Annotated in this window: 21 protein-coding genes and 1 rRNA gene; 14 read left to right on the top strand and 8 right to left on the bottom strand. The window is 41.3% G+C overall.

All coding sequences use genetic code 11. The annotated features are described in order from the left end of the window. Window positions 1-21: 21 nt before the first annotated feature. Window positions 22-1,518 carry a M28 family metallopeptidase gene (locus NY014_RS15995; RefSeq protein WP_135076901.1) on the bottom strand — a complete coding sequence of 499 codons (1,497 nt, stop codon included), beginning with the start codon at window positions 1,516-1,518 and terminating at the stop codon, window positions 22-24. A gap of 196 nt (window positions 1,519-1,714) precedes the next feature. Here NY014_RS15995 and gcvP point away from each other — a divergent pair, with 196 nt between their 5' ends. Continuing rightward, window positions 1,715-4,609, top strand: a complete 2,895-nt coding sequence (gene gcvP / locus NY014_RS15990) for an aminomethyl-transferring glycine dehydrogenase (RefSeq protein WP_259415552.1) — start codon at window positions 1,715-1,717, stop codon at window positions 4,607-4,609. A 65-nt stretch (window positions 4,610-4,674) separates the two neighbouring features. On the opposite strand, the gene NY014_RS15985 is transcribed toward gcvP, so the two are convergent. Beyond that, complete coding sequence (locus tag NY014_RS15985; protein WP_259415551.1) at window positions 4,675-5,328, bottom strand: MCP four helix bundle domain-containing protein; 654 nt, start codon at window positions 5,326-5,328, stop codon at window positions 4,675-4,677. A gap of 76 nt (window positions 5,329-5,404) precedes the next feature. Continuing rightward, a complete protein-coding gene (locus tag NY014_RS15980; RefSeq protein WP_259415550.1) occupies window positions 5,405-6,205 on the bottom strand; it encodes a glycoside hydrolase family 16 protein in 801 nt (266 codons plus the stop codon). Window positions 6,206-6,411: 206 nt separating this feature from the next. Here NY014_RS15980 and NY014_RS15975 point away from each other — a divergent pair, with 206 nt between their 5' ends. After that, complete coding sequence (locus NY014_RS15975; RefSeq protein ID WP_259415549.1) at window positions 6,412-7,575, top strand: homogentisate 1,2-dioxygenase; 1,164 nt, start codon at window positions 6,412-6,414, stop codon at window positions 7,573-7,575. 33 nt (window positions 7,576-7,608) lie between these two features. Here NY014_RS15975 and NY014_RS15970 read toward each other — a convergent pair whose 3' ends face one another. After that, a complete protein-coding gene (locus NY014_RS15970) occupies window positions 7,609-8,022 on the bottom strand; it encodes a transposase (protein ID WP_259415548.1) in 414 nt (137 codons plus the stop codon). Between the two features lie 121 nt (window positions 8,023-8,143). Further along, complete coding sequence (pafA, locus tag NY014_RS15965; protein WP_259415547.1) at window positions 8,144-9,772, bottom strand: alkaline phosphatase PafA; 1,629 nt, start codon at window positions 9,770-9,772, stop codon at window positions 8,144-8,146. 110 nt (window positions 9,773-9,882) lie between these two features. Here pafA and NY014_RS15960 point away from each other — a divergent pair, with 110 nt between their 5' ends. Next, the gene (locus tag NY014_RS15960; protein ID WP_259415546.1) at window positions 9,883-11,481 is read left to right on the top strand and encodes an aminopeptidase P N-terminal domain-containing protein; all 1,599 of its coding nucleotides are present in this window, start codon (window positions 9,883-9,885) and stop codon (window positions 11,479-11,481) included. A 46-nt stretch (window positions 11,482-11,527) separates the two neighbouring features. Then, a complete protein-coding gene (locus NY014_RS15955) occupies window positions 11,528-11,911 on the top strand; it encodes a GxxExxY protein (protein ID WP_259415545.1) in 384 nt (127 codons plus the stop codon). Window positions 11,912-11,953: 42 nt separating this feature from the next. On the opposite strand, the gene NY014_RS15950 is transcribed toward NY014_RS15955, so the two are convergent. Further along, window positions 11,954-12,544 carry a carboxypeptidase-like regulatory domain-containing protein gene (locus NY014_RS15950; RefSeq protein ID WP_259415604.1) on the bottom strand — a complete coding sequence of 197 codons (591 nt, stop codon included), beginning with the start codon at window positions 12,542-12,544 and terminating at the stop codon, window positions 11,954-11,956. Window positions 12,545-12,705: 161 nt separating this feature from the next. Between NY014_RS15950 and NY014_RS15945 the strand changes: the two genes are divergently transcribed. From NY014_RS15945 to NY014_RS15930, 4 genes are all read left to right on the top strand, one after another. Next, window positions 12,706-13,089: an ArsR/SmtB family transcription factor gene (locus NY014_RS15945; protein WP_135076874.1), complete on the top strand. Its 384-nt coding sequence runs from the start codon at window positions 12,706-12,708 to the stop codon at window positions 13,087-13,089. A 5-nt stretch (window positions 13,090-13,094) separates the two neighbouring features. Further along, a complete protein-coding gene (locus NY014_RS15940; protein WP_259415544.1) occupies window positions 13,095-13,790 on the top strand; it encodes a YjjG family noncanonical pyrimidine nucleotidase in 696 nt (231 codons plus the stop codon). Between the two features lie 71 nt (window positions 13,791-13,861). Beyond that, entirely contained in the window at window positions 13,862-15,496 is a 1,635-nt protein-coding gene (gene pruA, locus NY014_RS15935) for an L-glutamate gamma-semialdehyde dehydrogenase (protein ID WP_259415543.1), read from the top strand. 177 nt (window positions 15,497-15,673) lie between these two features. Further along, on the top strand, window positions 15,674-16,231 hold the full coding sequence (locus NY014_RS15930) for a transposase (protein WP_259415542.1): 558 nt from the start codon (window positions 15,674-15,676) through the stop codon (window positions 16,229-16,231). Window positions 16,232-16,306: 75 nt separating this feature from the next. On the opposite strand, the gene fabG is transcribed toward NY014_RS15930, so the two are convergent. Beyond that, entirely contained in the window at window positions 16,307-17,053 is a 747-nt protein-coding gene (gene fabG / locus NY014_RS15925) for a 3-oxoacyl-[acyl-carrier-protein] reductase (protein ID WP_259415541.1), read from the bottom strand. Window positions 17,054-17,348: 295 nt separating this feature from the next. Between fabG and lpdA the strand changes: the two genes are divergently transcribed. The 6 genes from lpdA (at window position 17,349) to NY014_RS15895 (ending at window position 25,433) form a co-directional block, all read left to right on the top strand. Then, window positions 17,349-18,746 carry a dihydrolipoyl dehydrogenase gene (gene lpdA / locus NY014_RS15920; RefSeq protein WP_135076856.1) on the top strand — a complete coding sequence of 466 codons (1,398 nt, stop codon included), beginning with the start codon at window positions 17,349-17,351 and terminating at the stop codon, window positions 18,744-18,746. 116 nt (window positions 18,747-18,862) lie between these two features. Continuing rightward, window positions 18,863-19,315, top strand: coding sequence for a DUF2721 domain-containing protein (locus NY014_RS15915; protein ID WP_259415540.1), 453 nt, complete (start codon window positions 18,863-18,865; stop codon window positions 19,313-19,315). 73 nt (window positions 19,316-19,388) lie between these two features. Further along, on the top strand, window positions 19,389-20,405 hold the full coding sequence (locus NY014_RS15910) for a threonine aldolase family protein (protein WP_259415539.1): 1,017 nt from the start codon (window positions 19,389-19,391) through the stop codon (window positions 20,403-20,405). A gap of 123 nt (window positions 20,406-20,528) precedes the next feature. Then, complete coding sequence (locus tag NY014_RS15905; protein WP_259415538.1) at window positions 20,529-21,794, top strand: replication-associated recombination protein A; 1,266 nt, start codon at window positions 20,529-20,531, stop codon at window positions 21,792-21,794. Window positions 21,795-22,035: 241 nt separating this feature from the next. Further along, window positions 22,036-23,364 carry a M16 family metallopeptidase gene (locus tag NY014_RS15900; protein ID WP_259415537.1) on the top strand — a complete coding sequence of 443 codons (1,329 nt, stop codon included), beginning with the start codon at window positions 22,036-22,038 and terminating at the stop codon, window positions 23,362-23,364. Window positions 23,365-23,390: 26 nt separating this feature from the next. Then, window positions 23,391-25,433, top strand: coding sequence for a M16 family metallopeptidase (locus NY014_RS15895; RefSeq protein WP_259415536.1), 2,043 nt, complete (start codon window positions 23,391-23,393; stop codon window positions 25,431-25,433). Between the two features lie 292 nt (window positions 25,434-25,725). Here NY014_RS15895 and rrf read toward each other — a convergent pair. Further along, a 5S ribosomal RNA gene (gene rrf, locus NY014_RS15890) occupies window positions 25,726-25,832 on the bottom strand; the annotation flags it as partial.

The raw sequence follows: 25,832 nt of genomic DNA, 5'->3' as shown, positions 1-25,832 counted from the left end.
GGCCTTTATATTTTTTGAATCTTATCGCTCTCCGCGAGTGTTCGTGCCGTCTACTCGAGTTCGCTTCTCTCTGTTGGCAAGATCCCAAGCTGTGTGGAAAATCAAATGCGCCCGCTTGGTCATCAGTGGGAATTCGATTTTATCCACCGTATCCGTCACTTGATGGTAATCATCATGTACTCCATTGAAGAAGAAAATGACAGGGATATTGAACTTCGCAAAGTTGTAGTGATCTGATCGGTAATAGAATCGGTTCGGATCATCTTCAGCATCATATCGGTAGTCCAAGATCAAGTCCGTGTAGGTGATGTTGTTGTACTCGTTGATTTTTTTCAAATCAGTAGACAACATTTCTGAACCGATTACATAGACATAGTCCTTGTTTTCAGCATTCTGGTATTCATAATCGATTCGTCCCACCATGTCAATATTGATGTTATTGACAGTATTTTCGATAGGGAAAATCGGGTTTTCAGAATAATACTGAGACCCTAAAAGACCTTTTTCCTCACCAGTCACATTCAAAAACAAAATAGATCTACGAGGTCTATGTCCTTCTTTAGCAGCAGTAGCGAAAGCCTGAGCTATTTCCATCACGGATACAGTTCCAGAACCGTCATCATCCGCACCGTTGAATATTTCACCTGTAGAGCTTACTCCTACGTGATCGTAATGAGAGGAAATCACCAATACTTCATCCTTCTTATCGGTTCCTTCCAAAAAGCCCATCACATTGTAAGCCTCCACAGGCGTTACACTTTTCTGAACGAGATAAGAAGCTTTTTGAGATTTGATAGACTCTGGATTGGACTTGGCAGCTTCCTTCAGTTCTTCTACAGGAGTACCAAACAATTCGCCCATTTTATCAGAGCTCACCATGAAAACAGGTCGTTGAGAGATTTCCCGCTCAAATCCGATTCTACCTCTTCCAGCTAAAGACTTATAGCGATTAGCAATACGGTCAAAATTAGCTTGTCCTTCCATGCTCACGATCACTACCCCAGCAGCACCGGCATCCATCACTTTGTTGATCAAACCATTGCTTCGCTCTCCTACAGCCCAGATACCAACCAATTTACCGGTCACATCTACTTTGGCTAGGTTCTCATCATTTACAAGGCCCAAGAAAACCAAATCAGTTTTTGCGGCTTTCTTCATATCACCATCACCGGTAAATACAAAGTCTTCGTTTTCTACCAAATTGGTTTTACCGACCTTCAAGGTCACTTTTTCAAACTTAGAACTTACTAAAGGTACCTGCTGAAAATAGCTTCCATCCACAGGACCTGTCAAGCCTAGTTCTTTGTAAAAGTCGGCAAGGTAATTCGCAGCAATCAAGCCCTCAGGAGAACCAGTATCCCGACCTCTCATTTCATCAGAAGCCAAAAAGGTCAAGTATTCTTTCAGGTCATCCGCAGTGATGGTATTGGCATATTTTACCTGTACGGGATTCTGCGCAAAAGTGCCCCAAGAGAGCCCCAAAGCTAGCGCAGAGGTCAAAAGAAATCGTTTATTCATAGGATCAATTTTTATTTTGGCCTCTAAGCTATACATTTTTTTATCCCAGCCACAAACCGTTTACAGGAAAGGAGTGTTGAGAGGGTGAAATTCTGTGTGTTAAGCAAAGAATATCTTCCAATAAATTGTACCTTTGCCGCCAGAAATTGAAAGGATTTCTAACCCAAATAAAAATCACAGCTTCCTAACAATTCGTATGAAAATCAACCTATCGAATGCTGTCAAATTTGAGAGCAGACACAATGGCCCGACTGAAGCGGAGATCGCAGAGATGTTGGAAAAAATCGGTGCCACTTCCTTAGAGGAACTCATCGAACAAACGGTCCCTGAATCCATTCGCCTCACGCGACCATTGGACCTCCCAAAAGCAAAATTAGAGTCAGAGTTTTTAGCTGATTTCAAGAAATTAGCCTCAAAAAACAAAGTATTTAAATCCTTCATCGGGATGGGTTACTATGACACCTTCGTTCCGGGGGTGATTTTGAGAAATGTACTTGAAAACCCAGGTTGGTATACCGCATACACTCCCTATCAGGCTGAAATAGCTCAGGGACGATTGGAAGCTTTGATCAATTTCCAAACGGTGGTGATGGAACTTACCGGTATGGAACTTGCCAATGCCTCTCTGCTGGATGAAGGCACAGCTGCCGCCGAAGCGATGACTATGCTGCATTCCGTCAAGCCAAGAGACAAGAAGGCGGCGAACAAGTTTTTTGTAGATGAAAAGATTTTCCCTCAAACAAAAGCCGTCCTTGAAACGAGAGCGGAGCCTGTAGGAATTGAACTAGTCTTCGGTTCTATCCAAGACTTGGATTTGACTGACCCGGAACTTTACGGGGTGATGTTCCAATATCCGGATGCTGACGGAGCCGTTCGCGATTATTCTGCCATCGTTGCAGCCGCGAAAGAAAACAAAGTATTGACTGCCTTTGCTACTGACCTGTTGGCTTTGACTTTATTGACTCCTCCCGGAGAAATGGGAGCTGACGTGGTGGTTGGTTCTGCACAACGATTTGGAGTACCAATGGGATATGGTGGACCTCATGCAGGATTTTTTGCAACCAAAGAAGATTTCAAACGCCAAATTCCTGGAAGAATTATTGGTGTATCTGTAGACCGTGCAGGAAATAAAGCTTACCGAATGGCTCTTCAAACCCGCGAGCAGCATATCAAGCGGGAAAAAGCCACTTCCAACATATGTACGGCTCAGGTACTATTGGCCGTGATGTCTTCCTTCTATGCAGTTTATCATGGACCGGAAGGTTTGAAAAACATTGCGCTTCGCACACACGGGCTAGCAAAATTGACTGCAAAGGCTTTGAAAAAAGTCGGTTTGGATGTAGCTGATCATTCTTTCTTTGACACCATTCAAATTAGAATGAGTGACGTTTCAAGAGAGCGAGTAAAAGGTTTGGCTTTAGCAGCTGAGATGAACTTCCGCTATGAAAGTGACTCCATCTTTATCTCCTTTGACGAGACTAAAACGCTGGCAGACGTCAAAACCATCGTTTCTATTTTTGCTACCGAGGAAGGTAAGCATACTTTGAACTTGGATGAATTGGTAGAGAACCTGAACCTTGAGCTTCCTGAAGCACTAGTCAGAAAATCTGAATACCTAACTCACCCGGTTTTCAACAACTACCACTCAGAGCATGAAATGCTTCGCTATATCAAGCGATTGGAAAATAAGGATCTGTCGCTGGTTCACTCCATGATTTCCTTGGGAAGCTGTACCATGAAGCTAAATGCTACTGCTGAAATGATTCCTGTTACCTGGCCAGAATTCGGACAAATGCACCCATTTGCGCCGATGGACCAAACTTTGGGATATCAGGAGCTCTTCACCAATTTGAGAACTTGGTTAACCGAAATCACTGGATTTGCAGACACCTCACTTCAGCCAAATTCTGGTGCTCAGGGTGAGTATGCTGGTTTGATGGTGATTAGAGCTTATCATTTAAGTCGAGGTGAAGGACATCGTGATGTTGCCTTGATTCCTACTTCAGCGCACGGAACCAACCCTGCTTCCGCTGTGATGGCAGGTATGAAAGTGGTTTTGGTAAAATGCGACGATCGTGGAAATATAGATGTAGCGGATTTGAAAGAAAAAGCCGCTGCAAATGCCGAAAATCTAGCCGCCCTTATGGTGACTTATCCATCTACTCACGGTGTATTTGAAGAAGCTATTCAGGAAATTTGCGCAACCATTCATGAGTATGGTGGTCAGGTTTACATGGACGGCGCAAACATGAACGCTCAGGTAGGTCTAACCTCTCCGGGAAGAATCGGAGCAGACGTTTGTCACCTTAACCTACATAAGACCTTCTGCATTCCTCATGGAGGAGGAGGACCTGGTATGGGACCAATCTGTGTTGCTAGTCATTTGGCACCATTCCTTCCTGGAAACCCAATTGTAAAAACAGGTGGTACGCAAGCTGTATCTTCAATTTCTGCAGCTCCTTATGGAAGCGCAAGCATTCTCCCTATCTCTTACGCTTACATCGAAATGATGGGCGGAGATGGATTGACCAATGCTACCAAAATGGCCATCTTGAATGCAAACTACATCAAGGAGCGTCTGGAAGGGCACTATCCGATCCTCTACACTGGAACCAAAGGTAGAGCTGCTCACGAGATGATCGTAGACTGTCGAGGATTCAAGGAGTTTGGAGTGGAAGTAGAAGATATCGCCAAGCGATTAATGGACTACGGATTCCATGCACCTACCGTCTCCTTCCCTGTTGCAGGAACCATCATGATCGAGCCAACCGAGTCTGAGACAAAAGCAGAATTGGATAGATTCTGTGATGCTTTGATCGCTATTCGGGAAGAAATTCGCGAGATTGAGGAAGGTAAGTTTGACAAAGACAACAATGTCTTGAAAAATGCACCTCATACAGCTCAGATGGTATTAACTGGCGAATGGGATTTGCCTTATTCAAGAGAAAAGGCTGTTTATCCGCTAGCTTATGTGAAAGAGAATAAATTTTGGCCAACAGTCCGCAGAATCGATTCTGCTTATGGAGACCGAAACTTGGTCTGCAGCTGTATTCCAGTTGAAGAATATGCTCAGGAAAGCGAAGCAGTTTAATTGCTTTCTAAACATAAAGTCAAAAAAAGACCCAGATTCCTCTGGGTCTTTTTTTTGCTTATTTCTTATGAAATAACTCCCTTGGTGTCCTTTGATTTTCTGAAAATCAACCAGAACATTACCACAATCAGAATAATTAATAAAGCCACTTCAAATTGAGCCCAAATCTGGGAGCGGTTGATTAGTTTTTTGGCCTTTTTAATTAATCTATCCCCTTCCGCCAATTGAATCTGACTTAGGTCGTCAAGGTCTTTTCTGGCCTGTGAAATCTTATTGTCGTACAGCTTTACTTGGTCAATATTGACACCCGAAGAATCCGTATACAATAATTCATAGCTTTTGATAGCCAAGTCATTTTCAATAATTGCTCGAAAGTCCGCCAAGTAACTTGATTCCTGATCTGTCAGCTTTGTTTTTTCAAAATCTTCGACAATTGCCAAGATTTCTTTTTCCTGTACGTCTATTTCATCAATTACCTTGGAGTAATCATAGTCCAAATTACAGTGGTCTATCAGTTTTTGAATTTGGAAAAGCCGCTCCGAAATATCGAAAATGTAGCTTTCGACTACCAATCGATCATTGTACACTTCGGTAAAAGTGGAGCTTATTTCACGGAAAGATCTCCTTTCGATGAGGTTCTTGGCATAGATCAGCAATAACAGCACACTTATTATAAAAAGTGCCTGTATTTTTTTTCGTTTGATAGATTGGCCTGACATAAGGTAAGTATGACTAACTAAATTTCTTCCTCATTTTAGGCAATCTTGGACAGTTTGCCAAAATTCAAGCAAGTTCTTATGGATTTGGGTGACTATCATAGACCCGAACGTAGTCTACTGTCATCCTTTGGGGCCAGATCGATGGATCTACTCCCTTTTGGCCTCCCCAAGTTCCTCCAACAGCAATATTCAAAATCAAATGGAAGGGTTGATCAAAAGGCCACTCGCTATAATCTCCCCCGGTGTTTTCGAATTCAAAATATTTTTCCCCATCCATAAAAAACTCGATACTCTTTTCTGTCCAATTAATTGCATAAGTATGAAAAGCCTGATCAAAATCCTCAACAGTTACCTGAGCTCCTTTATGCGTTCCTTTGACATGATTAAAGGCTTCTGTATGTACAGTCCCATGAACTACAGATGGGTCATAGCCCACATGCTCCATGATATCTATTTCTCCATTTTTTGGCCAACCTCCATGTCGGTTTTCTTCGGCCAGCATCCAAATCGCCGGCCAAGTTCCGATTCCCGCCGGCAGTTTTGCCCGAACCTCAATGTATCCATATTCCCAAGAGGCTTTTCCACGAGTCAACAACCGGGCAGAAGTATAGCCTTTTGGATATTCTTCATCAGCATGAGCTTCAATAATCAAATGACCATTTTCTACCCGTGCATTTCTTAGCTCCCTATCTGTGTAATATTGTAGTTCCTGATTACCCCATCCATGATCCCCTACATTATAGGTCCATTTGCTTGAATCCGGCAAACCTGTATAATCAAACTCATCAGACCAAATCAGATTTTGTGAATAGGAAATGCTTGAAAAACCAAAGAATAGCAAATAAAGAAGGGAAATCTTCAGGAAATAAGTTTTCATAAGGTCTGAGTTTAAGAGAGGGTGTTTTACTCTGGAAAATTGGCATATTTTCCCTCAATCTCAAAACTAGTTCAATATTGGGACGATTGAAATTCTTGAAAACCATCTCTTCTATTCAGAGTTAAAAAAGTCAAAAGTAATTTGCTCCGAGCTAGGTTTTTTCCCTCGGAAGAACCTTGTAAATTGCCGAATAAACCCAAATAAACATGGCATATTATTATAGATTAGGTCAGATTCCTCCAAAGCGACACACGCAATTTCGTCAACCTGACGGAAGCCTTTATAAAGAAGAGTTGGTCAGTTCCAAAGGCTTTTCCGGGATTTACTCCAACTTGTATCACATATATAACCCAAACGAGGTTAAATCCATCGGTGAGCCTAAACCCTACAAATGGGAGATCGCCAAGGATCATGGATTGCAGCAAACCCATCTGAAAACTTCAGGTGTAGGAACTACCGGTAAGGATTATCTCTCTGCACGACGTATGCTCATGATGAACAATGATGTTATGATGGGAATCTGTTCTCCAGAGCAGCGAAAAATGGATTACTATTTCAAAAATGCGGATGGAGACGAACTTATCTATATCCATGACGGAGCAGGTACGCTTTATTCACAATTTGGAAAATTGGAAGTTCGAAAAGGGGATTACATTGTTATTCCAAGAACGACTATTTACCGCTTTGAATTTGAAGAAGAAGGCCCACTTCGCTTATTGATCATTGAATCACACGGTCCAATCGAGACTGTAAAGCGCTATCGAAATGAGGTAGGCCAATTGCTCGAGCATTCACCATATTGCGAGCGAGACATTCGCCCTCCACATGAACTGCATATTGAACGCGAAAAGGGTGACTATTTGGTACAAATCAAGAAACAAGGGATGCTTCATCAATATTCCTATGCGCATAGCCCGTTGGATATTGTTGGTTGGGATGGGTATTTATATCCTTATGCCCTATCGATCTATGACTTTGAACCAATTACAGGTCGAATTCATCAACCGCCTCCAGTACACCAAACTTTCCAAGCTTGGGGATTTGTGATTTGCTCTTTCGTACCTCGTTTATTCGATTACCATCCTTTGGCAATCCCTGCTCCATACAATCATTCCAATATTGATTCGGATGAGGTGCTTTATTACGCAGAGGGTGAATTTATGAGTCGAAGAGGAATAGACCGAGGATCCTTCACTATACACATGGGAGGACTTCCTCATGGTCCGCATCCTGGCACTGTTGAAAAATCTATTGGAGCAAAAGCAACGGAAGAATATGCTGTGATGCTCGACACCTTCAGACCGCTTCAAATCACCACCGATGCATTGGAATTTGTAGATGAAAATTATCCAATGAGTTGGACGGATTAAAAAAGCATAAGGCCGGATTATCTCCGGCCTTTTTTACATCCCAAAGAATTTGAGCTCTTCATCCAGACTAACTTTTTGATGCTTGAAATCCTGCCTTTGGATGTTATTTTTCTCCACACTCAATTGATTCAAACTTACCGAATACGTATACGGCTTCCTTTCCCAATCCAAAAAATTTTCCATGCTGCCTGACTGTATAAAGGTTTCCTGAATTTGAAGTTTGAGATTATTCAAAAAATCATTCGGTGAGCTTGCAAAGGGAAGCTTAATTAATAAATGAAAATGATCATTCTGAACTGAAAATGTACCATGGGAATTTCCATTATTTTCAATGAACTTTCCTAATGTTTGGGAAAGCACTTCTTTTTTCCAAGCATCAATTAAAGGCTTTCTTTCCTTGGTTACAATAACCCAATGAATCCATATTTCCGAGTTTGAATGGCTCATATTCATCAATGAAAGCATTCAATTTAAGGATAAAATCTTACTGGCCGATTTCTAAATTGAATTCAAAAAAATTCCCAAACCGATTTTAGTTTGGGAATTTGAAACCTTTGGGAGATTTCTTTTAGTCTAAAATCTCGTGGATAGGCTGACCAGTAGCTCCATTTGGCAATCGGATTTGAAGCATCATCGATAGGGTCGGAGCAATGTCTGTCACTGTGGCATAACGCGTACTGCTTCCTGCGGGGACATTCCAGCCAAAAAACAAGATTGGAACATGGGTGTCGTAAGTAAATCCTGTACCGTGTGAAGTTCCTCTTGCTCCTCCGGTCAACCATCCTGGCTCAAGAACCAATAGCACATCTCCCGATGCCTTATGATTGTAGCCCATTTGCAAAAGGTGAGGCCGGCCGGATTCGAACTCATTGTTTTTCATGGAGTAGGCTGTATAAGCCTCTTTGACACCTTTGAAACGCAAGACAAAATTCGCAATATCATCTTGCACTTTACTTAACTCAAGACCTTTTTGACGGATCAGGCTATGATTTAGAAATACCTGCTCATTGGAGACATTTTCAATCCAATCCCCTTCTCCATAAGCTTGATTAGCAAACCCCATCAATTGTCCTCTCACATATCCCATATTAAGATTGCCTGCTGGAACATTTTCACTTTGCATATAGGTAGCCACATCAGCCACACCGTGATCAGCAGAAAGGAAAATCAAATAGTTGCCTTTTCCATATTCTTCATCCAGGTAATTCAGAAAGCGCTCAAACTCCAAATCCAAGCGTAAATAATTATCCTCTAGCTCCATGGAAGTTGGACCAAATCTATGTCCAATGTAATCAGGAGAAGAAAAGCTCACAGCTAAGAAATCTGTCACCTCACCTTTTCCTAAATTTTCGCCTTCAATGGCAGCCATGGCAAAATCCAAGGTCAAAGTATTTCCAAACGGAGTGGACGCAATCAATCCATAACCTCCATTGTTTTCCATCAAACTTGGAAGTTCATAAGGGAAAGTAGGCGTGTCTTTTCCAATGAATGGTGCTTCAAAATCATTGTTATCGTCAATGCTATTGACGTAAGAATCCGCTGGAAAAAGAGGTTCCCAAGTATTTTGAAGATATTCTAAAGCCAATTGCTTTTCATTGAATTGCTTAACCCAAGTAGGCAAATCTTCCATATAGTAAGAAGAGGTCATAAACTCTCCTGTTCCGCTATCAAACCAATAAGCATCCCCCAAGTGACCTGCCGGCAAACTTGCTCCACGGTCTTTGATTGCAATACCAACCACCTTTGATCTCTTATTAGTCGAGAATCTGAGTTCGTCTGTTATCGTGGTTGTCAGAAGGTTTCGAGGGCTGATTTTTCCAGCACTGAGGCTCCCACCAATATTATAAACCGTGGAATCCTCCGCACAATAAATGGATCGGTCTAACGAACGTACATACCAGCTATTAGCGATAATTCCATGCGTTGCAGGCGTGGTGCCTGTATAAACAGAAGCATGTCCCGGCCCGGTATAGGTTGGTATATAATTGTAATGCCCATTTTTCATCATAAAGCCTTCTCGAATCAGACGTTTAAATCCTCCCTCTGAATATCTATCGGCAAATTTGTAGAGGTAATCCTGACGCATCTGATCCACAATAATTCCAACTACCAATTTTGGTTTTTCGGGACTTTGCTGGGCTTGAAGCCCAGAGAAGAGCAAAGAAGTGATGAATACTAAAAGGCTATATCTTTTCATTTTTGGAATTTTTAGCATGTCAAAGATAAGCATATCCCCCGTTTGAATTATTAATACTTTGTTAAATGGAAGAAAGCCCACATCTTAGAACAAAAACTCACCATAAACAGATGAAACGAATCCTATTATTTTCTATCCTATTTTTAGTCATTGCCCCAAGTTTCAGCCAATCTTATTTCAAAGACGGGCTTTCAGCTGAATGGCACAGAGAACGAAGAGATGCTCTTCGGAACTTGATGCCCGCGAATAGCATGGCTATCTTTTTTAATAACCCAGTAAAGAACAGAGCCAACGACGTGGATTTCATCTATCATCCCGATCCTGATTTCTTTTATCTGACCGGTTTCCGCGAGCCAAATGCTGTTTTGATTATTTTTTCAGAAGAACGACAAATCGGTGATATCAAAACCGATGAAATAATCTATGTGCAACCAAGAGATCCTCGAGCTGAAATGTGGAATGGAAAACGCTTGGGGCAGGAAGGCGTCCGGGAAATTCTAGGTTTCGAGCAGGTTTATTTATTCGAAGATTTTGGAAAGGAACCCAAATTGGGAGTATCGGATTTTGATAAAATTTTGAGTTTTAGCCTAAGTAATGACATTGAGGGAAGTTCTGCCAATGCTCCACTTCGGAAAATGGTCAACACCTTCAAGAAGAATGCAAACTATCCGGATGACAAAAGCGAAGTTGCGCTGCAGATGTACAATCTGATACGTGCTACTGATGTAGAAAATTCCGCGAATGTTGCCCAAATCATCGGTCGTTACAGACAGCGCTATCCGGAAATTGAAAACGACCCGGTTCTTCAGGACTTCTTAAAAGCTGAGACTCCTGAGCAACGAATGGAAGTGAAAAACAAAGTACCGGAGAATAAAACCGACGTATTCGCCTTATCACAAATGATGGATCAGCTCCGGGAAGTCAAAACCCCAGAAGAAATCAAACTCCTTGGAAAAGCAGCAAAAATCTCGGCTATAGGCCAAATTGAGGTAATGAAAGCTGCCCAACCGGGAATGTCTGAGCGGGAAATTCAAGGTATTCATGAATTCATCTATAAGCGCTATGGTGCCGAGGATATTGGTTATCCATCCATCGTAGGAGGAGGAAACAATGGTTGTATCCTCCACTATATCGAAAATGACATGGAGCACATCAATGACCGCTTGATCCTGATGGATTTAGGAGCCGAATGGCGAGGTTATACGGCCGATGTAACTCGTACGATTCCGGTGAGCGGAAAATTTACCGAGGAAGAAAAGGCCATTTATGATTTGGTTTTGAAATCCCAGGAAGCGGGAATTGCACTTTGCAAACCAGGGGTTGAGTTTAGTGAAATTGGTCGAGTTACCCGTGAAATCATCAATGAAGGCCTTACTGAATTGGGAATCATAAAGGAGGGTCAGCGACACAATTATTTTCCTCATGGCACTAGTCATCACCTTGGATTGGATGTACATGATCGAGGCGGATATGGCACTTTGAAAGAGGGGATGGTATTAACAGTAGAGCCGGGAATTTACATTCCAGAAGGAAGCGATTGCGATCCAAAATGGTGGGGGATAGCTGTCCGAATTGAAGATGATATTCTTGTTTCTTCGGATGGTCCGGTTAACCTTTCAGGAGATGCTCCACGAACCGTTGCTGCCATTGAACAGATGATGAGAATTCCTAGCGTATTGGAAAACTGGGTCTTGCCTGAAATTGATTGATGAGCTCGCAGAGCCGCAAAGGCGCAACGAATTCTGAAAGACTAGAATGGATTATTCTGAAAATGATATTGCCAAAATTATTCTCGATAAGTCCTTTTTAATTCATCGAGATTTAGGCCCCGGGCTTTTAGAATCCATTTATGAAAAAGTTTTAATTCATGAACTTAAAAAGTCGAGCTTAAAAGTGGAAAGTCAAGTTCCAATCTCCTTTGAATGGGATGGGATTGTTTTCGAAAAAGGTTTCAGAGCAGATTTAATTGTAAACAATAAAGTAATTGTTGAAATCAAGTCGGTCCAACTTTTAGCGCCTGTACATGCAAAGCAATTATTGACCTACCTCCGATTAACAAATTTGAAATTAGGGCTTCTCCTAAATTTTAATGAGGCTCTTTTAAAGGACGGTATTAAGAGGATCGTTAATGGCTTATAAAAGCTTAATTCGCTGCGCCTTTGCGTCGTTGCGAGCTAAAAATTAATCTCTGCTCTTCAAGTCACCCCTTTTGATAGACCGGATAAATTGAGCCCAGGCAAATGGGTCTAGGAGACGTAAAGGCCTTGGCCCATAGAGATCCTGATTCTGCTGCATAAGACCTTGTTGGAAGTATCGGAAATTCTCATTCCCGGATGCTGGCATGGCTTCAGCCCAGCGAAGGAGCATTTCCGGACTCATATTCGAGCTACTGATGGTCATAGGATCCACCACAGACATGGCAAGTACCGCTTCTTTGAATTCTTTCTCACTTGGATAGGGCATCACTTCGACTTCAGCCAAAGCAATTTCATCCACTTCCATCGTCAGAATTAGACTGATTTTATCATTCTCGACATTCTCAGGAACTTTAAAAGACTGTCGCTTGAGACCGATGAAACTGAACACCACACTATCTCCCTCCAAAACCGGCATGGAAAAATAGCCGAATCGACCACTACTCGTTCCTCTTCCCTTTTTCGGAACGTAGATATTTACCCCGGCAACCGCATCTGTACTATCTGCATTCAAAATAATACCTGAAAGTTGAATGACTTTTCGGTCTTGTCGGTCTTGGGCTTGTAATTTTCCCACACCAAAAAGAAAAAGGATGAAGATAAAGGAGGAAAGTAAGGCGGTCTTTTTCACAAATCTGTCTCTTAAATTCTCAGCTAATTTGCTGAATACAAATTCTAATACCTGAAATTTCGCTTGATTTTTTAATTTCACCAGCAAATCAGCGTTAAAACTTACAAATGAGGCTTAAAAATATCAGTTTAAATTATGGATTGCGAATTTTCAAAGCCTTAGGAGAGGAAGCTCGAATTCGAATTATCCATTTATTACTACTCAACAAGGAGTTGAGCATCTCAGATCTTGAGCTGATTTTGGATTTCACCCAAACCAAAACTAGCCGACATTTAATTTCCCTAAAAAACGCAGGACTTCTCGGTAGCCGAAGAGTGGATCAGTGGGTATTTTATTACATTTTGGAGGAGTATCTCGAAATCATTCAGCAGATTTTTAAGTTTATCCAAAAGGATCCCAGTCTTCTCAAAGATCAAGAGACCTACGAAATCCTCAAATCCAACCGGGAGCTGGCAATTAACAAAATCCAAAACAATCAATACCGACGCTAATTCTTTTGAAAACGTACCAACATCTATTCTTTGATCTAGACCATACACTCTGGGACTATGATCGAAATGTCACCGAATCACTTCAAGAACTTTATGAGATTTATGGTTTGCATGACTTAGGCATTCCTTCTTTTGAAAAGTTCTTTGAGTCATTTCACGCAGTCAATTTCCAACTTTGGGACTGGTACAATGAGGGAAAAATAGACAAACACAATCTTCGAAAAGAGCGATTCCCTCGAATTTTTGATTATGCTGGGGGAAGATCAGATGCAATTCCTGCTGAATTTGAAGAAGATTTCATGCATCGGACTTCCAGTAAGCCACATGTTTTTCCTTATTCAAAGGAAATTTTGACCTATCTCCGAGAAAAGTATCAAATCCACGTTATCACCAATGGATTTAATGAATCTCAAGCCAAAAAGATGAAATCATCCGGGTTGGATGTGTTTTTTGAGCTTGTTGTCACATCAGAAACAACTGGACATAAAAAGCCCGATCCTAGAATCTTTTTTTATGCCTTGGAAAAATTGAATACCCGCGCTGAAAACTGCCTGATGATCGGAGACAACCCGCTTTCTGACATCTTAGGTGCGCAGCGAGCAGAAATCGATCAGGTCTTTTTCAACCCAGAAGGAAAAAAAATAGACCTGAAACCCACCTTTGAAATTAAACATCTCCGTGAATTAGAGTCGCTTTTGTAAGCTAAATCACTGCCTAATCGGGCTGGAAATCTTATCTTTGGCCATTCAGAATCACATAAACTCCAAATAGCATGTTAAAAGGATTTTTCAACGTACCGACTCCAGTCAATGAGCCGGTAAAATCATACGCACCTGGAAGCCCTGAGCGAAAGGAGCTTCAGGCAAAACTCGCCGAATTGAGAGCTATCCAGGTAGATGTACCTATGTATATCGGAAGCGAGGAAGTTCGGACCGGTAAAACCCGACCTTTATCCCCTCCGCATGATCATCAGCATATCTTAGGGCATTTCCATGAAGGTGATGCTTCTCATGTGACTCAGGCTATCAATGCGGCTTTAGGTGCAAAAGAGGCTTGGGAAAACTTAGCTTGGGAACAACGAGCTGCTATTTTCCTAAAAGCGGCTGATTTGTTGGCAGGACCTTACCGAGCCAAAATCAATGCCGCTACCATGTTGGGTCAGTCAAAGAATGCCTTCCAGGCAGAAATTGACGCTGCCTGTGAAATCATTGATTTCCTTCGCTTCAATGTCAAATATATGACTGAAATCTATTCCCAGCAGCCGCCTGTTTCTGGAAATGGAGTTTGGAATCGAGTAGAACAAAGACCCTTGGAGGGCTTCGTTTTTGCCTTGACTCCATTCAACTTTACGGCAATCGCTGGTAACCTTCCAACTTCAGCAGCCATGATGGGAAATACCATCGTTTGGAAACCAGCCTATACGCAGATTTATTCTGCTAATGTGTTGATGGAAGTATTCAAAGAGGCTGGAGTACCTGATGGTGTAATCAATCTGATTTATGTGGATGGACCTACTGCAGGAGATGTTATTTTCAAACATCCTGATTTCGCAGGTATTCATTTCACAGGATCTACAGGTGTTTTCCAAACCATTTGGAAAACCATTGGAGAAAACATCAAATTGTATAAATCCTACCCAAGAATTGTCGGTGAGACTGGAGGAAAGGATTTTGTTTTGGCACATAAATCCGCAGATCCAAAAGCTGTTGCCGTAGCGCTTTCGAGAGGTGCTTTTGAATATCAAGGTCAAAAATGTTCTGCCGCATCCCGAGCTTACATCCCATCCAATATTTGGGAAGACGTGAAGAAATATTTGCTAGAAGATCTGGCCTCCATGAAAATGGGAGGAACAGAGGACTTCACCAACTTCATCAATGCGGTCATCGACGAGAAAGCATTTGATAAAATTTCCAAATACATTGACAATGCAAAGAATGCATCAGGGGTGGAAATCATCGCAGGCGGAAACTATGACAAGTCCAAAGGCTACTTTATCGAGCCAACCGTTTTGTTGACTCAAGATCCGATGTATACCACCATGTGTGAGGAAATCTTCGGTCCGGTATTGAGCATTTATGTGTACAATGCCGAGCATTTCGAAACCGTCTTGGAATTGGTAGATCAGACTTCTCCTTATGCCTTGACAGGAGCTATTTTCTCTCAGGATCGCTATGCGATTGAGATGGCAACAAGCAAATTGAGAAATGCTGCAGGTAACTTCTACATCAATGACAAGCCAACAGGTGCAGTAGTGGGTCAGCAGCCATTTGGAGGAGCTAGAGCTTCTGGAACTAACGATAAAGCCGGTTCTATGATCAACTTGTTACGGTGGGTATCTCCTCGCACGATCAAGGAAACCTTTGTGTCTCCAACTGACTATAGATATCCGTTTTTGGGAGAGGATTAATTCCCGAAAAGATTTATTAAGATTAAGCCCTGGAATTTTCAGGGCTTTTTTTGTAAAAAAAGCGGCTAAGTATCCCTAGCCGCCCATTTGACCTTTGAGGTTTTAAATACCTCGAAGGTCTTTTTCACTTTTTGACTAAACAATAAATTACTAAATTAAGGCAAATGATTTTTCAAGATGGATAACTTTCTCCCGGGCTATTTTTATCATGTCTTTACGAGAACTGTAGGCAGAGAATTGCTTTTTCAAAGCGAAGAGAATTACAAGTATTTTCTTCAAAAGTATCAATCGGTTTGCTCGGTTCATTTTACCACTTTAGCCTATTGTCTTTTGCCAAACCATTTTCATTTCTTACTTCAGGTAAGGGAAAATTCTGAAAGCAAGGCTGCTCTTAAGACTTTTTCCAATTTTCTAAATGGTTATGCCAAAGCGTACAATAAAATGTATAATCGCCATGGTGCGTTGTTTCAGAGGAAATTTAAAAGAAAGAAAATTAATCAAGATGCTTACTTTTCTCAAGTAATCATTTATATCCATCAAAACCCTCAAAGACATGGTCTTATAGATGATTTTAAAAATTGGAAATATTCATCTTACCCCTCTTTGGTGTCTCAAAAGCCAACAAACCTCGATAGAAGTTTTGTTTTAGATTGGTTTGGTGGAATTGAAGGATTCCATAATTCACATCAATTGGAAAGGACTATCAATTTGCCAGAGGAACTTTCTCTGGAATAAAAAAGCCCTTCTGAAACCATTCAAAAGGGCCTTTCGAAAAAAATAAGACCTTCGAGGTCTTGAAGACCTCAAAGGTTAAGTATACATCGCTCCGTTCACATGAAGTACTTGACCAGAGATATAGGTACTCATGTCGGATCCCAAGAATACACAGCAATCTGCTACTTCTTCAGGCTTTCCTCCCCGCTTCATTGGAATCGCATCTCTCCAACCTTGAACGGTTTTTTCATCCAAGACATCCGTCATTTCTGTCTCAATAAATCCAGGAGCTACAGCATTGCATCGGATATTTCTAGAACCCAATTCCAAAGCAACTGACTTGGTAAAGCCAATAATTCCAGCTTTAGAAGCCGCGTAATTTGCCTGACCGGCATTTCCTTTTGCTCCCACCACAGAGGTGATATTGATAATGGAACCAGATTTTGCTTTCATCATGGTTCGGGTAGCAGCTTTAACTGTATTGAAGCATGATTTTAGATTGACATTCATGATTTCATCCCAAGACTCCTCAGTCATTCGCATCAACAAATTATCCCTGGTAATTCCGGCATTATTGACCAAAATATCCAAGCCTCCAAATTCAGCCACCACATCATTGATCAACTGTTCGGCTGCCTTGAAATCAGAAGCATCGGAACGGTAACCTTTGGCTTTTACCCCAAATTGTGCAAGTTCCGCTTCCAAAGCCTGACCTTTTTCAACACTGGACAAATAGGTAAATGCAACGTTCGCCCCTTCTTGAGCAAATCGAATCGCAATGGCCCGGCCGATTCCTTTAGATGCACCTGTGACCAAAGCGGTTTTTCCTGAAAGTAATCCCATGGATTTCGTGATTTTTGTTTGGTTTCAAAATTAGAAAAAAAGCCGATAGAATCAGGAGATTCTTTTCAGCTAGTCGAACAAGCCCTTTTGGACCTTTCAAAAAACGGTGAATTTGGAGCTAGACGAAATTTTTGAATGCAAATTTTAAAAAGACCCAAACTAATTTCTGAACTAAAATAAAGGCCTTATACCGCTCCTAATTTTCAATAACTAAGCCCCTTTCTTTCAATTTTTTTCTGAAATCAAAAGGCCTATTTTTGCATAGTTTGAAAATCGTACTAAAATCCAACAAGATATGTCTTCATCTAAATTTGACTTGATCGTGCTGGGAAGCGGACCTGGAGGGTATGTAGCGGCGATCCGCGCTTCTCAACTCGGACTGAAAACTGCCATTGTAGAAGCAGCAGAACTCGGCGGAATCTGTCTCAACTGGGGCTGTATTCCTACCAAGGCTTTGCTGAAAAGCGCGCAAGTTTTTGAATACATCAATCACGCCAACGACTATGGCATCAGTGTAAAAGACGCAAAAGCTGATTTCACAGGAATGGTCAAGCGTAGCCGGGACGTGGCCGATGGAATGAGCAAAGGTGTGCAGTTTTTGATGAAGAAAAACAAAATCGAAATCATCTCCGGCTGGGGTAAAATCCAGCCAGGTAAAAAAGTAGAAGTAGCTGATAAGGACGGAAAGAAAACTGTCTATTCCGCAGATAATATTATTATCGCTACCGGAGCAAGATCCAGAGAACTTCCTTCTATGCCTCAGGACGGTGAGAAAATCATCGGCTATCGCAAGGCAATGACTTTGGAGAAGCAGCCTAAGAAAATGGTTGTGGTAGGATCAGGAGCCATCGGGGTAGAATTCGCTTATTTCTACAATTCTATTGGAACTGAGGTGACTATCGTGGAATACATGGACCGCATCGTACCAGTAGAAGATGTAGAAGTTTCCAAAGCCTTGGAAAAAATCTACAAAAAAGCAGGTATGAAGATTATGACCTCTTCCGAAGTGACTGGAGTAGACACCAAGGGTGCCGGATGCAAAGTGAAAGTAAAAACTGCTAAAGGTGAAGAAACCTTAGAATGTGATGTAGTTCTTTCTGCTGCAGGAGTTGTTTCCAATTTGGAAAACATCGGTCTTGAAGATGTAGGAATCTTGGTTGAAAAAGGAAAAATCAAGGTAGACGAATATTACAAAACAAACATGCCGGGCTACTATGCTATCGGTGATGTGGTTCCAGGACCTGCTTTGGCGCACGTTGCTTCTGCAGAAGGAATTATTTGCGTGGAAAAAATCGCTGGACACAATCCTGATCCATTGGATTACAACAACATCCCGGGATGTACTTATTGTTCTCCTGAAATTGCTTCTGTGGGTTATACTGAAGCAAAAGCCAAAGAAGCTGGCTATGAGGTACGAGTGGGTAAGTTTCCTTTCTCGGCTTCTGGTAAGGCCTCTGCAGCGGGTGCTAAGGATGGATTTGTCAAATTGGTATTCGATAAGAAATACGGAGAGCTATTGGGTGCACACATGATCGGAGCAAATGTTACCGAAATGATCGCTGAAATCGTAGCTATCCGCAAACTTGAAACTACCGGACATGAATTGATCAAAACAGTTCATCCACATCCAACCATGTCAGAAGCAGTGATGGAAGCCGCGGCTGCTGCCTATGACGAGGTGATTCACTTGTAATTATCAAAAGAGTCCTTATAAATTAAACCGGGTCAAATGATCCGGTTTTTTTATGCCTTTGAAGCGTGGCAAAAAGCTCCCAAAAACTTTATCTTGTTTGATTGAATTAAGAAACCATGGAATTACAACTTTCCACTCCAGCCCTTTTATTTTCTGCCATAACCCTATTGATGCTGGCTTTCACCAATCGCTTTTTAGCTATTGCCAGTTTGATCCGGGGGCTGCATAAGAAATTCTTGGAAGAACCGGATGAGGAAATTTTGGTCGAACAAATCCACAATCTCCGTCGAAGACTGTCACTTATCAAAAACATGCAGCTTTTCGGAATTTTCAGCTTTTTATTGTGCGTCATTTGTATGTATTTGCTCTTTCAAGGCTATACATCTGCAGCCAATTGGGTATTTGTAAGCAGCATGGGTTCCCTATTGATAGCCTTGGCTTTATCCCTGATCGAAATCCTGATTTCAACCAAAGCCTTAAATCTGGAATTGTCCGATATGGAAGATATTTTCGAAAAGCGAAAAAGCAGTTTGGACTTCATTTTCAAAAAAGAAAACAAAAAGGAATAAAAGCCTCAATACTAAAGCTCAATTGAATAAAGAACAAAGGCCAACTTAACGTCATTAATCACTCATATCCAATATGTTAATTGATCTAAGAAGCGATACCGTTACTCGCCCTACTCCAGGAATGAAGGAAGCAATGTTTTCAGCACCTGTTGGTGACGATGTGTTTGGGGAAGATCCAACAGTGAATGCTTTGGAGGAAAAAATCGCCAAGCTTTTCGGAATGGAAGCGGCACTTTTTTGCCCTTCTGGTACCATGACAAACCAAATTGCGATTCGCCTTCATACCCAAATTCAAACGGAAGTCATTTGCCACAAATACTCCCATATCTATTTGTATGAGGGAGGAGGCATCATGGCCAATTCTTTGGCTTCTGTAAAATTATTGGATGGAGATTTAGGAAAAATAACGGCATCACAAATTGCTGAATCAATCAATCCTGATGATGTACATGCTCCCGAGACGACGATGGTTTCCTTGGAAAATACCATGAACAAAGGAGGGGGAAGTATTTACACCCTAGAGGAAGTCAAGCCTATTCATCGGCTTTGCCGAGAAAAAGGGTTAAAGCTACATTTAGACGGTGCGAGACTTTTCAATGCTTTGGTAGAAAGCGGAGAAAGTCCGTCCGATTGGGGAGCACATTTTGATACAATATCCATTTGCCTAAGCAAAGGACTAGGTTGCCCCGTGGGTTCTGTATTGCTCGGATCAAAATCCGATATCAAACGAGCGAGGAAAGTAAGAAAGGTATTTGGAGGTGGAATGAGACAGGCAGGATTTTTAGCAGCAGCAGGAATCTATGCTTTGGATCATCATGTGGATCGATTGAAAGAGGATCATTCTCGAGCCCGAGCTTTAGGAGAAATGCTGGGTGAATTATCTGTGGTTTCGGAGATTTTACCTGTAGCGACCAATATCGTAATTGCCCGATTAGAAGGAATTACTCCGGAAGAATTCATGAAAAAACTTTCGGATCAAAATATCAAATCCGTCAAATTCGGAAAAGATTTAGTCCGATTTGTTACCCATTTAGATTTTGAGGACGAGCACTTGGAAGAATTTGGAAAACGTATCGAGAATATTAAATAAAGACAGTGTTTGACACCAATCAAAGCCATAAAGGCCTAGAAGGGCCTTTTTTTTATGCTATTTTGTCTTTCGATTCATTTCTAGAAATCTCTTGATACCAGAACCTAGCTACTTGATACTCTTATGAACCCCACTCCACTAGCCGAACGCATGCGTCCTACCCGATTGGAAGATCTGATCGGTCAGGAGCACTTGTCTTCGCCAAACTCTTTTTTATACAAGGCCATCAAATCAGGAAATGTGCCTTCTTTGATTCTTTGGGGGCCTCCGGGAGTGGGAAAAACTACGATTGCAAATATCATTGCGAATGAAATTAAGGCTCCCTTTTACACTTTGAGTGCAATCAATTCCGGTGTCAAAGACATTCGGGAGGTGATCGAAAAGGCCAAATTTCAAATGGGAGTCGTCTTATTCATAGATGAAATCCATCGTTTCAATAAATCTCAGCAGGATGCTTTATTAGGAGCTGTTGAAAAAGGTATCATTCGATTAATCGGGGCAACAACCGAAAATCCATCTTTTGAGGTGAATTCTGCTTTGCTGTCCAGATGTCAGGTATTTACGCTTAATCCACTTGGGAAAGCTGAAATGATAGCCATGATTCAGCAGGCCTTGGAGAAAGATTCGGATTTGAAAAAAATCAAAGTTGAATTAAAAGAGACAGATGCCTTGCTTCGAATTTCCGGCGGAGATGGAAGAAAATTGTTGAATCTGCTGGAAATAGTCATCGATGGAATCAATGAAAACCCGTGCGTGATCACAGATGAAAAGGTGATGCAGATCGCCCAGCAGAAAGTCGCGCTTTACGACAAATCGGGCGAACAGCACTATGATATCATTTCAGCATTTATCAAATCCATTCGAGGATCGGATCCCAATGGCGCCATTTACTGGCTAGCTCGGATGATAGAAGGAGGAGAAGATGTCAAGTTCATAGCAAGGCGATTGGTGATTTTGGCTTCGGAAGACATCGGAAATGCAAACCCCAATGCTTTGCTTTTGGCGACTAATTGTTTCGAGGCAGTAAAAATGATCGGATACCCTGAGGCTAGAATTATCCTTGCACAATGTGTTACCTATTTGGCAAGTTCCCCAAAAAGCAATGCCTCTTACCTAGCTATTGGGAAAGCTCAAGAATTGGTTCGAAAAACAGGAGACCTTTCTGTTCCATTTCATCTGAGAAATGCACCCACCAAGCTGATGAAAGATTTGAATTATGGAAAAGGGTATCAGTATTCTCATGATGGAGCAGGAAATTTCATCGAACAGGAATATTTACCTGAGGAATTAAAAGGGACTACCCTATTTGATCCTGGAGACTCAGCGAGAGAACGAGAATTGCGAAAATTTCTTGCAGCGAGATGGAAAGGAAAATATGGATACGAATAAATTTAAAAAAGTCAATTGATTCTTTTTTTAATTAAACTTTAGAATAATCATAAGGGATTTTTTAAGATAAAATAAGAATTAATTGAAAGAAATATTTTTTTGTTTGAGAGAAAAATAATTTTTTCGGAGACGGATTAGAATGTTGATTTTTGTTTAAAAAAACATGTTCAAAAACGGACAAGTGAAACAAAATCAAACCCCAATTCGATTCAATATAGAATACTAACCCTAACCTTTAATTATGAAAAAACTCACGGCTTTAGGTTTGCTAGTGGCTTGGTCGATTTTTCCAGCATTAGCCCAAAAGAAAATTGAGTTCAGAGAATTCACTCTGGACAATGGCTTGCATGTAATCATGCATCAGGACAATTCTACCCCCATTGTCAATACCTCGGTCCTTTACCATGTAGGATCAAAAAATGAAAATCCTGAGCGAACCGGTTTTGCTCACTTTTTCGAGCATTTGATGTTTGAAGGTTCTGAAAACATCGAACGAGGGCAATTTATGAATATCATTCAAGGACGAGGTGGAACACTCAATGCTTTCACTTCCAATGATATTACCTTTTACTACGAAACCCTTCCATCCAATGAATTGGATTTGGCACTTTATATGGAAAGTGAGCGAATGCTTCATTCCAAAGTGGATGAGACTGGTGTAGAAACGCAACGAGAGGTAGTAAAGGAGGAAAAAAGACAGCGTTATGACAATCAGCCTTATGGATCAATTTTGATCGAAACCTTGAAAAGAGCATACACCGAGCATCCCTATCGATGGGCTCCAATCGGTTCTTTGGATCATTTGAATGCTGCCACTATCGAAGAATTCCAGCAGTTCTATGATGATTTTTATGTGCCAAACAACGCTACTTTGGTAATTGCCGGAGATATCGACTATGGTCAGACTGAAGAATGGGTTCGTCAGTATTTCACCGAAATTCCAAGAGGAGAAGGTGAAATTTACCGACCAAACGTGGAAGAACCGAAGAAAACCACTGAGGTTCGAGACGTGATTTATGACAACATCCAAATCCCAGCTGTAATTCAAGCATATAATTTACCACCTCGCAATCATCCTGATTCATATGCTTTGTCTATGCTTTCTACCTATCTGACAGGCGGGAATTCTTCCTTGATGACAAAAGAGTTGGTAGACAAGCAGCAAAAAGCTTTGGCAGTAGCTGCCATTCCATTGGAGTTGGAAGATGGAGGAATCTTTATCATGTACGGCATCGCCAATATGGGTGTAGCACCTGAAGACTTGGAATCTGAAGTGGACAAGTTGATTCAAAAAGTTCAGGAAGAAGGAATTTCTGATCAGGACTTTGCAAAGCTTCAAAATATCATTGAAAACAATATCGTCAGCAGCAATTCGTCTGTAGCTGGAATCGCACAGAACCTTGCGGAGGCTCATGTCATTTTTGGTGACACCAATTATATCAATCAGGTAATGGACAACTATAGCAAAGTTACCCAAGATGATATTAAACGAGTGGCTAACGAGTACTTGAACCTAGATGGACGAGTAGTCTTGTATTACCTGCCTAAGCCACAAGACGCAACTGAGTAATTGTTTAGACTAAATCACTTCGAAAAATGAAAAAAATAGCAATACTATTCTTCTTTGGGGTTTTAACTGCTGCCACAGCATGGGCGCAAGTTGACCGAAGCAAATTACCGGATTCCGGGCCAGCACCAGAAATCAATATCGGGGATGCTGAAGTATTTACACTTGAAAATGGTCTGAAGGTCATCCTGGTACAGAACGATAAATTACCAAGAGTTTCATTCTCATTGATTTTGGACAGAGATCCGCTATTGGAAGGAGATAAAGCAGGTCTTACTGGTTTTGTGGGAGAAATGATGACCTCTGGAACTACAAACCGGACAAAAGACCAAATCGATGAGGAAGTGGATTTCATTGGCGCCAGCCTATCTGCTTCTTCTACCTCCATGTTTGGTTCCTCTCTCAAAAAGCATCAGGACAAACTTCTAGAGCTAATGACGGATGTCCTATATAATCCAAGTTTTCCTGAAGAAGAACTTGAGAGACTTCGAAAGCAAACCTTGACTGGTCTTGCCACTAGCAAAGACAATCCAAATGCTATTTCAAGTAGATTGGCTGCTGCTCTTGTGTATGGAAAAGATCATCCTTATGGGGAAGTTGAGACTGAGGAAACAATCAAAAATATCACTGTAGCTGATGTAAAGAATTACTACGAAACCTTCTTCAAACCAAATATTGCCTACCTAGCAATTGTTGGTGACATGCAATTGGACGAGGCAAAAGCAATTTCTGAGAAGTATTTTGCAAACTGGCAACCAGGTGACGTACCAACTTTCGATTATGAAAAACCTGAGAAAACTGATATGACTATGGTAGGCCTGGTTGATAGAAGTTCATCCGTGCAAACCGTCATCAACGTTACCCAACCAATCGAATTGAACATTGGCGATGAGGATTATATCCCCAGCCGATTGTTAAATCAAATTTTAGGAGGCGGATCTTCTTCTCGTCTTTTCATGAACCTTCGTGAAGATAAAGGGTACACTTACGGAGCGTATTCTTCAATTAGCTCTGATAAATTGATCGGTAGATTCTCTGCTAATGCATCTGTTCGAACAGAGGTAACCGATTCAGCTGTTGTGGAATTTTTGCATGAGATCAATAAAATTGTAGACGAAGGAGTGACCGAAGAAGAACTTCAAAAGGCAAAAGCAAATTTGTCAGGTTCGTTTGGACGATCTCTAGAAAGCCCTTCTACCATTGCAAACTTTGCTTTGAATATTGAGCGATATGATCTTCCTAAAGATTACTACAAAAACTATCTACAGACCCTAAACGGATTATCTGTTGATGAAATCAATGCAACCGCAAAGAATTTGATCAATCCTGATAAAGTTTACATCACTGCAGTTGGAAATGGTGATGAAATCAAGGAAAAGCTTGCTCAATTCGGCGAAGTCAAAGTTTTTGACAACATGGGATTCCCTGCCAAGGAATTAACAGCTGATGCTGATATGACCGCTGAAAAGGTGGTTGCTAATTTCTTACAAGCAATAGGAGGAAAAGAGAAAGCGCAAGCAATCAAAACTGCCTCTATGACCATGAATGCGGAGATTATGGGTACGCCTTTAGCATTGGATATGGTTTTCGATGCAAGCGGACGTTACTCCCAAAAAACATCTGTAGGTGGAAACGTGATGCAAAGCTCAGTCATTAATAAAGATTCTGGTTCAGTAAGCGTTCAAGGACAAAGCATGCAGCTTAGCGGACAGCAATTAGAGGATGCTAAAATCAATGCTTACTTAATTCCTGAGGCTTGGGTTGAGGAATTAGGATACAGCCTTGAATTGGAAGGTTTAAAAGATGTAGACGGAACTCCTGCTTACAAGGTGATCATTTCTGCACCTTCCGGGGCTAAATTGGTCAACTACTATGATCAAAATACTGGTTTACGTATCAAAAATGAAAATGCAGCTTCTGGAGACACATTCTACTCTGATTACCAAGAAAAGAATGGCGTTTTGCTTCCTATGACTTGGACCATCAAATCAGCAATGCTGCCTGTTCCAATGGAGGCTAAAGTAACCAACCTAAACATCAACGTTGAGTTGACAGACGAGGATTTCCAATAAGTAGAATATTTAACAATTAAAAACGGAGGCATTCACCTCCGTTTTTTTTATATCAAACTAGAAAGTCATAATTCTCAAACTCTAAAATTGACTTTCAATAAATTCAAATAATAAAATATCCCGTTCCTCTATAACCGATTTACAATTCAGCATATGCTTGACAGTAAAGAAGAAAATAAACTTTTGATAAGGGCTTGTTGAGAGCTGGAAAAGGGATTTTGTAAGGGATGTAACGTTGGTAACCCGAGAAGTAAGCTCATAAAAAAAGCCCCGACTAAGGGGCTTAGAATGAATGAGGCGGCGACCTACTCTCCCGGGTGTAACCCCAGTACCATCGGCGCTGCAGGGCTTAACTTCTCTGTTCGGGATGGGAAGAGGTGGGACCCCTGCGCCAGGCCG

The sequence above is a fragment of the Algoriphagus limi genome (assembly GCF_024919275.1).
GTDB classification, from domain to species: domain Bacteria; phylum Bacteroidota; class Bacteroidia; order Cytophagales; family Cyclobacteriaceae; genus Algoriphagus; species Algoriphagus limi.
The sequence above is the reverse complement of the archived record's forward strand: the minus strand, read 5'-3'. Positions and strand labels throughout refer to the sequence as shown.